At 57.3% G+C, this 14,507-nt stretch carries 15 protein-coding genes and 1 tRNA gene; 8 read left to right on the forward strand and 8 right to left on the reverse strand.

Going from position 1 to position 14,507, the window contains the following annotated elements:
- The first annotated feature begins 253 nt into the window (after positions 1-253).
- Positions 254-823 (forward strand): hypothetical protein, encoded by a 570-nt coding sequence (locus tag KEHDKFFH_RS08700; RefSeq protein ID WP_104321564.1) that lies wholly within the window; start codon positions 254-256, stop codon positions 821-823.
- Positions 824-827: 4 nt separating this feature from the next.
- Here the strand turns inward: KEHDKFFH_RS08700 and KEHDKFFH_RS08705 are convergent.
- The 4 genes from KEHDKFFH_RS08705 to KEHDKFFH_RS08720 form a co-directional block, all read right to left on the reverse strand.
- Positions 828-903, reverse strand: a tRNA-Phe gene (locus tag KEHDKFFH_RS08705).
- Between the two features lie 121 nt (positions 904-1,024).
- On the reverse strand, positions 1,025-1,297 hold the full coding sequence (locus tag KEHDKFFH_RS08710) for an oxidative damage protection protein (protein WP_008169302.1): 273 nt from the start codon (positions 1,295-1,297) through the stop codon (positions 1,025-1,027).
- 78 nt (positions 1,298-1,375) lie between these two features.
- The gene (gene mutY, locus KEHDKFFH_RS08715; RefSeq protein WP_104321565.1) at positions 1,376-2,443 is read right to left on the reverse strand and encodes an A/G-specific adenine glycosylase; all 1,068 of its coding nucleotides are present in this window, start codon (positions 2,441-2,443) and stop codon (positions 1,376-1,378) included.
- A complete protein-coding gene (locus KEHDKFFH_RS08720; protein ID WP_104321566.1) occupies positions 2,443-4,608 on the reverse strand; it encodes an AsmA family protein in 2,166 nt (721 codons plus the stop codon). Before KEHDKFFH_RS08720 ends, mutY begins: the two co-directional genes overlap by 1 nt.
- A gap of 192 nt (positions 4,609-4,800) precedes the next feature.
- Here KEHDKFFH_RS08720 and KEHDKFFH_RS08725 point away from each other — a divergent pair, with 192 nt between their 5' ends.
- From KEHDKFFH_RS08725 to hisF, 5 genes are all read left to right on the forward strand, one after another.
- Positions 4,801-5,262, forward strand: coding sequence for an SRPBCC family protein (locus tag KEHDKFFH_RS08725; protein WP_104321567.1), 462 nt, complete (start codon positions 4,801-4,803; stop codon positions 5,260-5,262).
- A 138-nt stretch (positions 5,263-5,400) separates the two neighbouring features.
- On the forward strand, positions 5,401-5,994 hold the full coding sequence (hisB, locus tag KEHDKFFH_RS08730) for an imidazoleglycerol-phosphate dehydratase HisB (RefSeq protein ID WP_014578250.1): 594 nt from the start codon (positions 5,401-5,403) through the stop codon (positions 5,992-5,994).
- 71 nt (positions 5,995-6,065) lie between these two features.
- Positions 6,066-6,707 (forward strand): imidazole glycerol phosphate synthase subunit HisH, encoded by a 642-nt coding sequence (gene hisH, locus KEHDKFFH_RS08735; protein WP_104321568.1) that lies wholly within the window; start codon positions 6,066-6,068, stop codon positions 6,705-6,707.
- Positions 6,701-7,438 carry a 1-(5-phosphoribosyl)-5-[(5-phosphoribosylamino)methylideneamino]imidazole-4-carboxamide isomerase gene (gene hisA / locus KEHDKFFH_RS08740; protein WP_104321569.1) on the forward strand — a complete coding sequence of 246 codons (738 nt, stop codon included), beginning with the start codon at positions 6,701-6,703 and terminating at the stop codon, positions 7,436-7,438. Before hisH ends, hisA begins: the two co-directional genes overlap by 7 nt.
- 9 nt (positions 7,439-7,447) lie before the next feature.
- Positions 7,448-8,221 (forward strand): imidazole glycerol phosphate synthase subunit HisF, encoded by a 774-nt coding sequence (gene hisF, locus KEHDKFFH_RS08745; RefSeq protein ID WP_104321570.1) that lies wholly within the window; start codon positions 7,448-7,450, stop codon positions 8,219-8,221.
- Here the strand turns inward: hisF and KEHDKFFH_RS08750 are convergent.
- The 4 genes from KEHDKFFH_RS08750 to gpmM all read right to left on the reverse strand — a co-directional run bounded on the left by KEHDKFFH_RS08750 (position 8,218) and on the right by gpmM (position 13,235).
- The gene (locus tag KEHDKFFH_RS08750; RefSeq protein ID WP_104321571.1) at positions 8,218-9,033 is read right to left on the reverse strand and encodes a divergent polysaccharide deacetylase family protein; all 816 of its coding nucleotides are present in this window, start codon (positions 9,031-9,033) and stop codon (positions 8,218-8,220) included. The two genes, hisF and KEHDKFFH_RS08750, sit on opposite strands and share 4 nt — an antisense overlap.
- Positions 9,030-10,436: a S41 family peptidase gene (locus KEHDKFFH_RS08755; RefSeq protein WP_104321572.1), complete on the reverse strand. Its 1,407-nt coding sequence runs from the start codon at positions 10,434-10,436 to the stop codon at positions 9,030-9,032. The genes KEHDKFFH_RS08750 and KEHDKFFH_RS08755 overlap by 4 nt, the downstream gene beginning before the upstream one ends.
- 97 nt (positions 10,437-10,533) lie before the next feature.
- On the reverse strand, positions 10,534-11,667 hold the full coding sequence (locus KEHDKFFH_RS08760; protein WP_104321573.1) for a murein hydrolase activator EnvC family protein: 1,134 nt from the start codon (positions 11,665-11,667) through the stop codon (positions 10,534-10,536).
- Between the two features lie 20 nt (positions 11,668-11,687).
- The gene (gene gpmM, locus KEHDKFFH_RS08765) at positions 11,688-13,235 is read right to left on the reverse strand and encodes a 2,3-bisphosphoglycerate-independent phosphoglycerate mutase (protein ID WP_104321574.1); all 1,548 of its coding nucleotides are present in this window, start codon (positions 13,233-13,235) and stop codon (positions 11,688-11,690) included.
- Between the two features lie 147 nt (positions 13,236-13,382).
- Between gpmM and KEHDKFFH_RS08770 the strand changes: the two genes are divergently transcribed.
- A complete protein-coding gene (locus KEHDKFFH_RS08770) occupies positions 13,383-13,799 on the forward strand; it encodes a rhodanese-like domain-containing protein (protein WP_008169323.1) in 417 nt (138 codons plus the stop codon).
- 144 nt (positions 13,800-13,943) lie between these two features.
- Positions 13,944-14,447, forward strand: coding sequence for a protein-export chaperone SecB (secB, locus tag KEHDKFFH_RS08775; RefSeq protein WP_104321575.1), 504 nt, complete (start codon positions 13,944-13,946; stop codon positions 14,445-14,447).
- Positions 14,448-14,507 lie beyond the last annotated feature (60 nt).

The following is a 14,507-nucleotide window of genomic DNA, read 5'->3' on the forward strand; positions in this document are numbered from 1 at the left end:
AGGCTGGCTGCTTCCTGTTTGAACTCAGGAGAAAAAGAACGTCGCTTTCTGGTCATCAGACACCTCGTTTATGGTGGCGATATTACCACCTACGTTGGTGTCCGGAATCATTGAACCACTACACTTTTGCTTAGGTGCTGTGCCATTGACGCTCATTTTACGTGGTACAACGAGGCTATCCTCGTCTTCGTTGAGTTATCAGTGTTCTCACCTTTATCGGACAATCGAGTCTACCGATCTTAGGATATTTCCTGTGTTAGGGGCTTCCTCAATTCCGTTTTTCCTTGTGCTTGGGTTTGTTGAGGTCTCACTTCAGTTAGCACTAGGTGTTGTTGTTTCGGTTTTGGCTTCGCTCTTAATCGTTCATTCCGTGATGCTGAAAAGTGAGGTTGTACACTTCGACGGGAATGACAGTTTGTCTGGGTTCACCAGTCCGGTTTCAAGTTACAGTCTTTTCGGTGGGTTAATTCTGGGTGTTTTTTCTGCATTAGTTGTTTGGGGAGGGCCGGATGCGTTTCTCTTTGCGACTATGAAGCAAGCTGGTGTGATGTCGCTTGACCAGGATGTTTTCGTTGAGAAAAAGTATTGCCCTTTACTTGGTGATGCATTTGATCTCAAGTATGTCGATAACCATTGCTACCTCAAGGATGGCGATATCTTGTTCCAGGGCATGGGAGACAGGGTCTTGTTGGCAAACCTTGAGAAGGGGTATCGCATTTCTTTGCCCTCTGAATCACTTTTCGTGGTTGAGGGGTTTTCCTCGGTGGACAGTTCGTGGACACCAGAAACAACAAAGCCCGCACAAGGCGGGCTAAGTCGTTGAATCTTGGTGCCCGGAGGCGGAATCGAACCACCGACACGGGGATTTTCAATCCCCTGCTCTACCAACTGAGCTATCCGGGCATGTTGCGCTACTGCTGTGCAACGGGGCGCTATTAAACCGGTTTCGCTGTTTTGAGTCAAGGCTGAGCCGGAAAAATTTCTGAATCTTTTCAGGCATGCTCAGGCTTTGATCAATCCGGGGTTATTGTTCCGGTGGAACGTAGCCCTCGGCCTTGTCGAACGGTTCGTTGTTGAAGAAGTGTTCCATCTGCGCCTGCAGGTACTTGCGGGTGTTCGGGTCCATCAGGCTCAGGTGTTTTTCGTTGATCAGCATGGTCTGCTGGGCCTGCCATTCTTCCCAGGCCTGCTTCGAAATATTTTCGAAAATGTCCTGGCCCTTGGCGCCGGGCATAGGCGGGAAGTCCAGGCCTTCCAGTTCTTTCTGGTATTTGCGGCAGAAAACGGTACGGCTCATGGTGGCTCCTGTTGGCAAATGTTGCTGGCGGTGATGATAACAGATCGTTGCGGCTGAAGGCGCTCCCGGACCGGATCATCAAAGCAGGGCGGCTTGCTCCGGTTCGGTAAGCAGCGACCGGATCGGCGCCGGCAGACCAAGGTTCAGGGCTTCATGGCGGTGCAGCCATTTCAGATGATCCCTGTCTGCAACGGTGTTGGTGCCACCAGTGACGTTCAGACGGGCCGGCTGTATGTGCAGATGGTAATGGGAGAAGGTATGTCGGAAGCCGCTGATCAGCTCCGGCTCTCCGCAATCCAGCCCCAGGCTCTGTTCGCAGGCTTCCTGAAGCTCATCGGCGCCGTAGGCCGGGTCAAGTTCCGGCAGGCTCCAGAGGCCGCCCCAGATGCCACTGGGCGGTCGACGTTCCAGCAGGATGCGTCCCTCGCAGTCCTCGAGGATTACCATCCAGGTGGTTTTTTCCGGCTTGGCCTTTTTCGGTTTGGAGCCGGGGTAGAGTGATGTTTCACCCTGGGCGTAGGCCTTGCAGCCCTCTTGCAGCGGGCAGCTGTCACAGGCCGGCCGGCTGCGGGTACACACCATGGCGCCCAGATCCATAATGCCCTGGGTGTAGTCGCGCACCCGTTGTCCCGGTGTATGCTCCTCGGCCCGTTGCCAGAGCTGATTGAGAACGGCGTTCTGTCCGGGCCAGCCGGGGATGGCATGGTAGCGGGCCAGCACACGTTTCACGTTGCCGTCCAGTATGGCGGCGCGAATGCCGAAGGCCTGGGCCAGTATGGCGGCGGCCGTGGAGCGGCCGATTCCGGTCAGGGTTTCAAGCTCCTCCTGGGTCTGTGGAAATTCACCATCAAAGTCGCGAACCACCGTTTGCGCGGCTTTCTGCAGGTTGCGGGCCCGGGCGTAGTAACCAAGGCCAGACCAGTGGCTGAGTACATCATCCACGGGGGCTTCGGCCAGGGCATGGACGTCGGGAAAGCGTTCCATGAACGCCTCATAATAGGGGATAACGGTGGTTACCTGGGTCTGCTGCAACATGATTTCCGAAACCCATACCCGGTAGGCGTTTCGGTTGTGGTGCCACGGCAGGTCGTGCCGGCCGTGGCTGTCGTACCATTGCAGCAATTTGTCGGCGAAACGGTCGGGCATCAGTTGAACAGGCCCTTCAGCTTGTCGCCGACTTTGTCCTGTAGCTTCTCTTTCGCTTTCTCTTCGGCTTTTGCCTTGGCCTCGTCCACTTTTTCGTCAACTTTTGCCTTGGCGGCATTTTTTGCCATGGCTTGAAGGGTGTCGCGGAAGCGGGAGCCGTCAAAGGAACAAAGGCCAGCGGGATCTTCGGCGAAGTTGCCGCGGCACTCCACAGGAATAACCGCATTCTTCACGTATTCGGTAACACGGCAGGCGTTGTCCCTGTGGATTTCCCCGACGATCTTCAGGCCAACTTCGTAGTCCAGCTGGCTTTGGGCCAAATCGACGGTGCCATTGCCCTCAAGGCGCATCCCGGCCAGTGCTGCCACCAGATCGGTGTTGTTCAGGGTGTTGCCATTGATGTCGAGGGTGCCACGCATGTCGTTGAACGGTGTGCTGGTGCCCCAGTCTGTGGTTGTCAGATCCTCCTGGTTGACCAGAGCGATGCCCTGGCAGGCCATGCGGGTCAGGTTCATCTGGCGGAACTCGCCCTTCGCCAGGTTGAAGCTGATCTGGCCGTCGGCATTGCTGCGCAAGGCCGAGATGCGGTTGCCGGTGGTGGTGGCGTTCACCTTTAGGTTGGCGCCGCCGGCGAGCATCTCCACCTCCGCCAGATCGGTGAGCAGGGGCAGGGTCTGTACGTTGGTGACGTCTGAACCCACGGTCCATTTCGGATTATCGCTGCGGGCGTCGATGGTCACGTTGGCGCCAAAGCTGCCTTCATAGAGTTTGCCGCTGAACTCGTCAATTTTCAGAAGGCCGTTTTTTGCCGTTGTGCTGGCTTTGATTTCGTTGATGGTCAGGTTGCTGACGATCAGCTGGCCGAGGCCCAGATCAATATCCAGCAACAGGCTGCGAATGGTCTCCAGGGGCAGCAGATCGCCCTCCGGTCCGGCTGCAGCGGTTTCCTGGGATGCGGGTGCCTCCTCGGCTTCTCCCTCTGCCTGAGGTGGCAGGTACCGGTCGGCATTCAACTGGTCGCCCTGCAGATTGAAGACGATGCCTGAGTCGGCCAGGTTGTAGCTGCCGGAGCCATTGAAAGTGGTGTCATCCAGTTTGATGGTCAGGTCGGTAAGCTCCACCTTTCCGGCCGGGCCGCCAATGCCAGTAGAGAACGCGATAGCTTTCAGCACGTCCGGATCGCTGGTTTCCACCGCGGGCTGGCCGAGGTTGTTCAGCAGATCCTTCAGTGAGAACTCGGCGATGGACAATTCGCCACTCAGGGTTGGCTTGTCGCCGAAACCAGTGACATTCAGATCGGTAGAGAGTTTCAGATTGGCCAGGCTGGCGGTAAAGCCGCTCAGATTGGCGGTTTCGTTTTCCAGGTTTGCCCTGGCCGAGCCGCCAAGTTCAGCCGTCACCTTTTTGCTTCCAAATGGTTCGCCGGTCATGTCGAACACGGCATTCAGACCGGATACGGCGAACTCGTTGAGCGCCTCGTTGGCAGCAAGGCGCGCGCTAATGCTGCCATCCACTTCAAAGGTAGGTTGGGTGGTGGCAACCCGGAATCCGATCTCCAGCGGGAATTCGGAGCCCAGGGTGATGTTGCTGGCGTTAACGGTAAAGTTCTCCAGCGTAACCGACTGGCCGGTGCTCTTATCGGTGTAGTGCACCTGGGCATTGCTGATCTGAACGTTTTCAACGTTGAAGTTCAGAGGTTCGCTGCCGGCTCCCCCGTCTTCCTGTGCCTGCTCATCCTGGGTGCCGGCAGTTTCTTCCGTTGCCGCTCCGGCTGGCTTCTCGGGCATGATTCGGGTCCAGTTGCCGTTACCCTGTTCGTCAACTTCGAGGCGGGCGTCCAGGCCGTCCAGCACGAAGGTGTTTACCCTTGGCGACATGGCAATAAGCGACCAGAAATCGATCTGGGCAACCAACTGCTCCAGGGCCACAAAACGATCCCCTTCCAAAGTGGCTTCTACGGAATTCAGCTCAAGACCAAGCGGAATAAAAGACCAGCCAATGTCGCCTTCCAGAATCAGATCCAGATTCGTTGCATCTTCGACGGCCTGTTCAATTTGAGGCTTGTAGTCGTTGGGGTTGATCACGGCCATGGCGATGGCAACGGCGGCCACAGCAAGAACGACCAGTGCAACGACGGCAATCAGCACATAACGGACGGCTTTCATATTTCAGGCTTCCTTCCTAAAGTTGGGAGCTTGCAGTATTCGAGGCGAATACTGACGCCAATGACCCAAAGGATAACGCAGGGTTAACAAATTAACAGCGCGGAGTATGACAATGCGGTAGTGTTGGGCCAAAATACACCCCCTTAAAATTCCGACTACATTGATACCTATAAACACAAGAAGGAGTTGGCCGTGGCTATTACCGTTTCGATTGAGCTGAACCGGGAACTTGAGATTCCGGGAGGCTATGATGAAGTCTTTGATCTGCTGGCGGATGTGCCACGTTCTGCCAGTCATTTTCCCAAAGTTCACAAACTGACGGATCTGGGCGAAAACGCCTACCGCTGGGAAATGGAAAAAGTCGGCGTCGACAAACACGCAATCCAGTCGGTTTATGCCTGCAAGTACCATTCGGATAAGGACGCCGGGCGGATTACCTGGGAGCCGGTGAAAGGCGAGGGTAATGGTGTTGTGAGCGGTTCCTGGACCATCAAATCCAGGGGTGACAATGCCACTGCCGTAAAATTCCAGACCAGCGCCGAGTTGACTGTGCCCCTGCCCAGCCTGCTCAAACTGGCTATCAGCCCGGTCATCAAGCATGAGTTCAACAGCCTCGTGGATACTTACATGAACAATCTCAAGAAGGCCTTCTGACCAAGCCTTGCTTGCCGTTCACCCGCGCTTCGCTATCGTAGCGATTAAACCGGTTGTGGGACTCCAGCGGACATAAAAGGTATAATCGCCGGATAGAATTTTTCCGGCGATATGCCGCTCAATTGTCACGGAGTCCCCATGGCCGAACGTAAGGCTCGGGTAGAAAGAAATACCCTAGAAACCCAGATCACCGTTGAGATTGATCTCGACGGCACCGGCAAATCCAGTTTCGACACCGGCGTGCCCTTTCTGGAGCACATGATGGACCAGATTGCCCGTCATGGTCTGGTGGATCTGAACATCGTTTCCAGGGGCGATCTGCACATCGACGATCACCACACCGTGGAAGACATCGGTATTACCCTTGGCCAGGCCTTCAAGCAGGCCGTTGGCGACAAGAAGGGCATTCGTCGGTACGGCCACGCCTATGTGCCGCTGGATGAAGCTCTCTCGCGTGTGGTTATCGATCTGTCCGGCCGTCCTGGCCTGATGATGGATGTGCCGTATACGCGCGGCGCCGTGGGCGGTTTCGATGTTGATCTGTTCGAAGAGTTCTTCCACGGCTTCGTGAATCACTCCATGGTGACCCTGCACATCGACAATCTGAAGGGCAAGAACACCCACCACCAGATTGAAACCGTGTTCAAGGCCTTTGGCCGTGCCCTGCGCATGGCGATCGAAATGGACGAGCGCATGGCCGGCATTACGCCGTCCACCAAAGGTTCTCTGTAAAAGACTCGTCGCCAGAAGGCTCGCTTTAACCGGTCACTTGTGACCGGTCAATCAAGGACACCGCAACAACCATGAAAACCGTTGCCATAATCGACTACGGCATGGGCAACCTTCACTCTGCCAAAAAAGCGGTAGAGCACGTTGCCCCGGATACCACCGTACTGGTCACCGACAACGCCGAAAAAATTCGTGAAGCAGACCGTGTCATCCTCCCCGGCGTTGGCGCCATCCGCGACTGCATGGCAGAAATGCATCGCCTTGGAGTAGTGGACCTGGTCCGTGAGGTCTCTCAGGACCGCCCGTTCCTGGGCATCTGCGTAGGCATGCAGGCCCTGATGTCCCGTAGTGAGGAAAACGGCGGCGTCGACTGTATCGGCCTGTTCCCCTCGGAAGTGCGCTATTTCGGTGACCACCTCACGGAAAACGGTGAGCGCCTGAAAGTGCCTCACATGGGCTGGAACCAGGTGCAGCAGACCATTGATCATCCCCTGTGGAATAACATTCCCGAAGGGGACCGTTTCTACTTCGTGCACAGTTACTACGCAGAGGCCGAGGGCAACGCTGATATGGCGGGCCGCACGCACTATGGTGTAGACCTTGCGGCAGCGGTGGCACGAGACAATATCTTTGCGGTGCAATTCCACCCGGAGAAAAGTGCCCGGGCGGGCTTGCAGTTGCTTGAGAATTTTACGAACTGGACTGGAAAATGCTGATAATTCCCGCGATCGATCTGAAAGATGGCAAGTGCGTACGCCTTCGTCAGGGCCGCATGGACGACTCCACGGTGTTTGGTGACGACCCTGTCGATATGGCCACCCGCTGGGTGGAAGCCGGCGCCCGCCGCCTGCACCTGGTTGACCTGAACGGCGCCTTTGCCGGCGAGCCGGTCAACGGGGAAATCGTTCAGGCCATTGCCCGCAAATACCCGGATCTGCCGATCCAGATCGGCGGTGGCATCCGCTCGGCGGAAACCATCGAGGCCTATCTGAAGGCCGGCGTGCAATGGGTCATCATTGGCACCAAGGCGGTGAAAGAGCCGGAATTCGTGACCGAGATGTGCAAGAAGTTCCCGGGCCACATCATTGTTGGCCTTGACGCCAAAGACGGCCGCGTTGCGACCGATGGCTGGGCGGAGGTCTCTGAAGTGATGGCCACCGATCTCGCCAAACGGTTCGCCAACGACGGCGTGGACGCCATTGTTTACACCGACATCAGCCGCGACGGCATGATGCAGGGTGTAAACGTTGAGGCCACTGCGGCGCTGGCCGAAGAAGGGGGGATTCCCGTTATCGCCTCCGGCGGTGTCACCAACATGGACGACCTCAAGCGTCTGGCTGCCGTGGCGGACAAGGGTATCCTCGGTGCCATCACTGGCCGGGCTATCTATGAGGGTACCCTGGATGTGGCGGAAGCCCAGGCCTTCTGCGACAGTTTGAAGGGATAAGGACGACCTATGGCTCTGGCAAAACGCATCATTCCCTGCCTGGATGTCGACAAAGGCCGCGTGGTGAAGGGCGTCAATTTCGTTGATATCCGCGATGCCGGCGATCCGGTGGAAGTGGCTCGTCGTTACAATGAGCAGGGTGCCGACGAAATCACCTTCCTCGATATCACCGCCAGTCATGAAAGCCGTGACACCACCTATGAAACTGTGGAGCGGATGGCGGCAGAAGTCTTTATTCCGCTAACGGTTGGCGGCGGTGTTCGTACCGTGGATGACATTCGCAAACTGCTGAACGCCGGGGCTGACAAGGTCTCGATCAACACCGCAGCCGTGTTCAATCCGGAGTTTGTCCGGGAAGCGGCGGAGCGCTTTGGCAGCCAGTGCATTGTGGTGGCCATTGATGCCAAGCGGGTTAGTGAAGAAGGCGAGGAGCTCCGCTGGGAGATCTTTACCCACGGTGGCCGCAAGCCTACAGGGCTTGACGCCATTGAATGGGCGCGCAAGATGGTAGACATGGGCGCTGGTGAGTTACTGCTGACCAGTATGGACCGGGACGGCACCAAGGTCGGCTTTGATCTGGGGCTGACCAAAGCCATCAGCGATGCGGTGATTGTGCCGGTGATTGCCTCCGGCGGTGTCGGAGAGCTGCAGCACCTGGCCGATGGCGTCACCCAGGGCGGTGCCGATGCAGTTCTGGCGGCGTCTATCTTTCATTTCGGGCAGCACACCATTCCTGAGGCGAAAGCCTTTATGAAGGCTCAGGGAATCGAAGTCCGCGATTAATCCTTCTTCGCAAAAGCAGGTCGAATGGCCTGCTTTTCTCCCTCCGCAAACATCTCCCGATTGCCATTGCGCATGGCCCACAGGCCGCTGACGGTAGCAATGGCGATACCCTGCTCATCCAGTTTTGGCAGGTGCTTCTCCAGGTAATCCACGGTGACCTTGTGAGGATGGCCGATGCCTATGGCGCTGCCATTTTCCCGGGCGCGCTTGATCAGCAATTTGAACTGGCGGTCCACAAATTCCTCGGTTTGCTCATGGTCGAGAAACACGTCCCGGGTCATGGTAGGAATACGATAGGCGGCAGCGACATCACCGGCTACGGATGAGGCGATGGTGCGGCTGTCGATAAAGTACACCGGGTAGCGAAACAACTCCTTCATCACCCAGTCCATGGGCTGCAGCTGCTGGGTCAGCAGGCTGCCCATGTGGTTGTTGACTCCCTGAACGTGTGGGATGGACTGCAGTGCCCTGCGCAGCGTTGTTGCCATGCTCTGCTCGTTCATCTCAGGCGTCAGGCCACCCGGCCCGAGGCCGTAATTGCGGGTGTTGGCCATGGGAGCGTGCAGCATGATTTCCTTGTGCTGCTTGTGGGCGAGTCGGGCAAGGCTGTCCGTATGCCGGCGATAGGGCAGGAATGCCAGGGTGAGCGGCTGATCCAGATTGGCCAGTCGCTCACCTTCAGTCAGGCTGTGGCCCATGTCATCAATAATGATGGCAATGGTTGGTGGCAGGGCCTTGCTTGCCGGCTCCGCCGACACCGCGCCGGCGGCAATGCAGAATGCCAGGGCCAGCAGAGTACTCATTACTCTCACTGATCGCTTCCTTCTGCCTTGTCCTTTTTGTTCGGGTTCAGAATCCGGATGCCTTTAAGCAGGTTCAGTGCAGAGCGCAACTGATAATCCCGGTTCGCCATGGAGCCGGATTCGCCGTCTGCGCTGTTTTCATCCTCCTGTTGCTGGCCTTCATTCTGGCCTTCAAGATGCCCGCTCAGATCCGCTTCGGTAAAGAAGGGTTTGCTGTCGAGTTCTTTCAGCTCAGCAGGGCGCACTTCGATGTCCGGCTTGATTCCGGTCGCCTGGATGGAGCGGCCGTCCGGCGTGTAATAGCGCGCGGTGGTCATCTTGATGGCATGGGTCTCATCCAGCGGAATAACCGTCTGAACACTGCCCTTGCCGAAGGATTTGGTGCCCATTACCACGGCCCGTTCATGGTCCTGGAGGGCGCCGGCCAGGATTTCCGATGCGGAGGCGGAGCCGCCATTGATCAGAACCACAATGGGCGTGCCTTCCATGATGTCGCCGGCCCGTGCGCTGAAGCGCAGGCGGGAACTCTGGATACGGCCTTCGGTATAAACGATCAGCCCTTCATCGAGCAGGGCATCCGCCGTCTCTACAGCCGCCTGCAGCACGCCGCCCGGGTTGTTGCGCAGGTCGATGATGAGCCCATCAAGGTCCCGGCCCAGTTCGTCCTCCAGGCCGTTAAGGGCATTCTTGAACTGTGAGCCGGTATCAGCCTGGAACTGGGTAATGCGGACATAGCCGTAGCCATTTTCCAGCATGCGGGATTTCACGCTGGTCACTTTAATGATGTCGCGCTCGACTTCGATTTCGATAGGCGCGCTTTCGCCCTCACGCATAATGGTGAGCGTCAGTATGGAGCCTGGCTTGCCCCGCATAAGCTGTACCGCCTCTTCCAGGCTCATGCCCTTAACCGGCTTTTCATCAAGCTTGATGATCAGGTCGCCGGCCTGAACGCCCGCCTTCTGTGCCGGCGTGTCGTCTATGGGCGCAATCACTTTAACGAAGCCGTTTTCCATGCCCACTTCAATGCCCAGCCCGCCGAACTCGCCGGAGGTGCTTTCTTCCAGCTCTTCGTAGTCTTTGGGGGCCAAATAAGTGGAATGTGGATCAAGGTCTGACAGCATGCCTTTAATAGCGCTCTCGAGGAGTTTGCGATCGCTTACTTCCTCTACATAGGCATCTTTTATGCGGCTGAATACCTCGGTGAACTTCCGGAGGTCTTCCAGCGGCAGCTGTTTCTCGGGATCGGGCAGGTTGATTTCCACCCGTTCGCCGTTCTGGATACCTTCCAACAGCTGCTCGGTGGCGGCGCCTTCATCCTGGGCCCAGGCCAGTCCGGAAGCGGTTGCGAAACAGGTAGCGAGCGCAATGCTGCGTATTGGAAAGGCGTGGAGTGTACTTCTGACCCGTTTCATTCAGATATCCCGTTTTTATTCCGATAGTTGGACTGGATTCCCTGGCTCCGGACAGTATGGCGTTACCCGCGGCGTTTGTCAGCCCTCCCGGGGCTTCTCAGTTTGCCAGCCATCGGCCTGGATTGTCGGGCTTGCCATTGTGCCGGACTTCAAAATACAGGGCCGGGGAATCAGTGCCACCAGTTCGGCCCGCCTGGGCAATGGGTTCACCGGCGGCCACCCAGTCTCCGGGGCTGGTGAACAGGCTGCTGCTGTGGCCGTACAGTGTCATGTATCCGTCGCCGTGATCAATGATGGTGATCAGGCCAAACCCCCGAAGCCAGTTCGCAAACACGACCCGACCGTAGTGAATGGCGCGAATCTCTGCGGCGTCCCCGGTGGCGATGAGCAGGCCATTGCGTCGAAGTTTGCCGTCGGCGTAGCGGTCACCGTAGCGGCTCAATACCTGGCCCTTTACTGGCCAGGGCAGTTTGTTGCGCAGTGATGCAAATGGCTGGGATTCATTGGGTGAGGGGATGTTGTTGATTGCCTGCTGCACTTCCTCAAGCAGGTTTTCCAGCCGTTTGCGATCCGATTCCAGCTCCTCCCGTTCGCTGCGACGGTTCCGGATATCGGCATTCAGGGCGGCCAGTGTCTGCTGGCGCTCCTGCCTGGAGGCTGTCAGTTCCTGTTGGCGTTTGGCGACGCTTTCCTCGGTTCTGGCCAGCTCAACCCTGGTCGACTGCACTGCAGCCTGAGTGTTTCTTAGCTCTTGCAGGCTTTGCCTGAATGCCTCCAGTCGAGTGACTGTGTCCTTGCTGAGGTATTCGTAGTAGGTCATGGTCCGGGCAATCTTGTCCGGATCAATTTCATTGAGCAGAACTTTGACAGCAGGTGCATCCCCTTCCATCCAGGCGGCGCGGATCTGCCTCTTGAGGCTGTCTCGCTGGCGGTCGAGTGTGCGGGTGAGCTCCTGCGTCTCTTGCTCCAGTTCCCGGAGTCTTTGTTGCTGTTGCTCCGCCTGCTGGCGCAGGGAGCGGCGTTCACGGGTCAGGCGGCTGATGTTCTTCTCGGTCGCAGCAAGCTGCCGCTCCAGGGCGGAGCGGTCTTCTTCGGCATCCTCCAGCCAGTCGTCGATGTCCTCAATGCGTTCCTTGAGTTCCTCGATCTGGGCCGGGGTGACCTCCTGCTGGGCGAGTGCCGGCGCTGCACCCAGAGTGAGGGTGAGCGCCAGAATTGCGGTAAGTCGCAAAGGTTGGTTCCGTTCCCGGATCAGCCGATCTCGACCAGGCTGTGCCCGGTCATTTCCTCTGGTTGCTCCAGTCCCATCAGGGCGAGCAAAGAGGGTGCAACATCACTCAGGCTGCCGTCGTCTTTCAGCACAACCTTGCGATGGCCCGTGTACACCAGCGGCACCGGCCCGATCGTATGGGCGGTGTGAACCTGGCCAGAATTCGGATCGGTCATCTGTTCGCAGTTGCCGTGGTCGGCAGTGATCAGTGCTTCTCCGCCGACTTCATCCAGGGCCTCGACAACACGCTTCACGCAGTCGTCCAGGCATTCGGCCGCCTTGATAGCCGCATCCAGCTTGCCGGTGTGGCCAACCATATCGCCGTTGGCGTAGTTGCAGACCACCAGGTCGTATTTGCCGCTCTTGATGGCCTCCACCAGCTTGTCGGTGACCTCGGGCGCGCTCATTTCCGGCTGCAGATCGTAGGTCGCGACTTTCGGGGAAGGCACCAGGATCCGCTCTTCACCGTCGAACGGCGTTTCCAGGCCACCATTGAAAAAGAAGGTGACATGGGCATATTTTTCGGTTTCGGCGATGCGCAGCTGGGTTTTTCCCTGCTTGGCCATATACTCGCCAAGGCCGTTGCTGAGCTGCTCCGGCGGGTAGGCGCAGGAAGTTTTTATGTCGGCCGCGTACTCGGTCAGCATCACAAAATCGGCCAGTTCCGGGTGCTTCTTGCGCTCGAAACCGTCGAAGCCTTTCTCCACGAAGGTGCGGGTCATTTCCCGGGCGCGGTCAGCACGGAAATTCATGAACAGCACCGTGTCGCCATCGTTGATGGTGCCTTCCGGCTCCCCCGCGGCGTGGATGCGGGTTGGCGCTACGAACTCGTCGTTCTCTCCGCGCTCGTAAGCCTGTTCCAGCCCGGATACCGGATCGGCTGCGGTGAACTCTGCGGTGCCCTGGGTCATCAGATTATAGGCGGCTTCCACGCGGTCCCAGCGGTTATCGCGATCCATGGCATAGTAGCGGCCCACAATCGAGGCAACCCGGCCAACCCCAAGGCTTTTCAGCTTGGTTGCTGCCTTCTCCAGTGACGGTTTGGCGCTGCGGGGAGGCATATCGCGGCCATCGAGGAAGGCGTGAATGTAAACTTCCTTCGCCCCGCGGGCGGCGGCCAGTTCGGCAGCAGCAATGATGTGGTCTTCGTGGCTGTGTACACCACCGGGGGACATCAGCCCCATGAGATGTACGGCTCGGCCGCTCTGAACAGCTTTGTCGATTGCAGAGCAGAGCACTTCGTTTTTCTGGAAAGTGCCTTCTTCGAGATCCTTGTCGATACGAGTAAGGCTTTGATAGACCACGCGCCCTGCGCCCAGGTTCATGTGGCCAACTTCCGAGTTACCCATTTGCCCCTGCGGCAGCCCGACAAACATGCCTGAGGTGTTGATCAGGGTCTTGGGCTGGTTCTGCCAGAGTTGGTCCCAGAACGGGGTGCTGGCGTTGCTGATGGCGTTGTCTTCGGCCGGGTCGCGGTGGCCCCAGCCGTCCAGGATAATCAGTGCAGTCGGCTTGCGCTTTGCAGTCATCATTAAGTCCGGAAGTAAAATGTTAGTAAGTTTACTAAAACGAAAATGAAGTTTATCTATTTTCGCATTTACTGGCCACTTTCGTCACCTTCTGTCAGAGGAGCAGGCTGTGTATAATCCCGCCAAACTCATTATCAGGGTAAGTTCATGGACCGGTTGTTTGAATTTGTCGTTAACCACTACATTCTTGTGTCGCTGTTCGTGGCATTCCTGGTCGCCATCCTTATTCTGGAATCCCGCCGTGGCGGTGCCAAGATCTCGGCCCAGGGCGCGGTCAATCTGATCAACAAGGATGAAGCCGTTGTAGTCGACATCCGGGACCGCAAGGAGTTTGGTGAGGGGCGGATTACCGGCTCGATCAACATTCCTCTGAACAGCCTGAAGAGCCGCGTTGGCGAGCTGAGCAAGTTCAAGGACAAGCAGATCATCGTTGCCGACAAGATGGGCCAGCATTCCGCCATGGCGGTAAAGCAGCTGAACGCGGAAGGCTTCAGCAATGTGGTTCGCCTGAACGGTGGCGTGGCTGACTGGAAAGCCAGCAATCTTCCGTTGGTGAAGAAATAGGGCGGCCCTTGATCTGAAGAGCATTCTGCCGCACTGTTTCACATAAGCCGGCCCGGCCTGAACGTAAAATGTCCCGGCAGCACGCTCTAAAGCATCCCATAACAACGGGCCCCGAGCCCACGATCGAGAACGAAAGGACTGAAAATGGCTGAGAATCAGCAAGCCGCAGCAGGCAGTGACAACCAGAACCAACCCCAGTTTGCCCTTCAGCGCATCTATGTGAAGGACCTGTCTTTCGAGTCGCCCAACTCTCCAACTGTGTTTCAGGAGCAGTGGAAGCCGCAGGTTAACCTGGATCTGAACACCTCCCACAACAAGGTCAGCGACAACCAGTATGAGGTTGTGCTTTCCCTGACCGTCACCGCAAAAGTGGGTGAGAAGGTGGCTTACATCGTCGAGATCCAGCAGGGCGGCGTGTTCCTGGTGCAGGGCATCGAAGGCCAGCAGTTGGGCCAGATGCTCGGCGCCTACTGCCCGACCATACTGTTCCCCTACGCTCGCGAAGCAATTGACGGCATCGTCAATAAGGGTAGTTTCCCGGCCCTGATGTTGGCGCCGGTGAACTTCGATGCCATCTATGCCCAGGCGCTCAAGCGCAAGCAGGAAGAAACTGCGGGTGAGGCAAACGAAGAGCAGCAGACTCACTGATCTGCAGCAGATGAAGCAGTAATAGAAAAACCGGCTCCGGCCGGTTTTTTTGTGCCTATA

Source organism: Marinobacter maroccanus (genome assembly GCF_002933275.1).
GTDB lineage: Bacteria > Pseudomonadota > Gammaproteobacteria > Pseudomonadales > Oleiphilaceae > Marinobacter > Marinobacter maroccanus.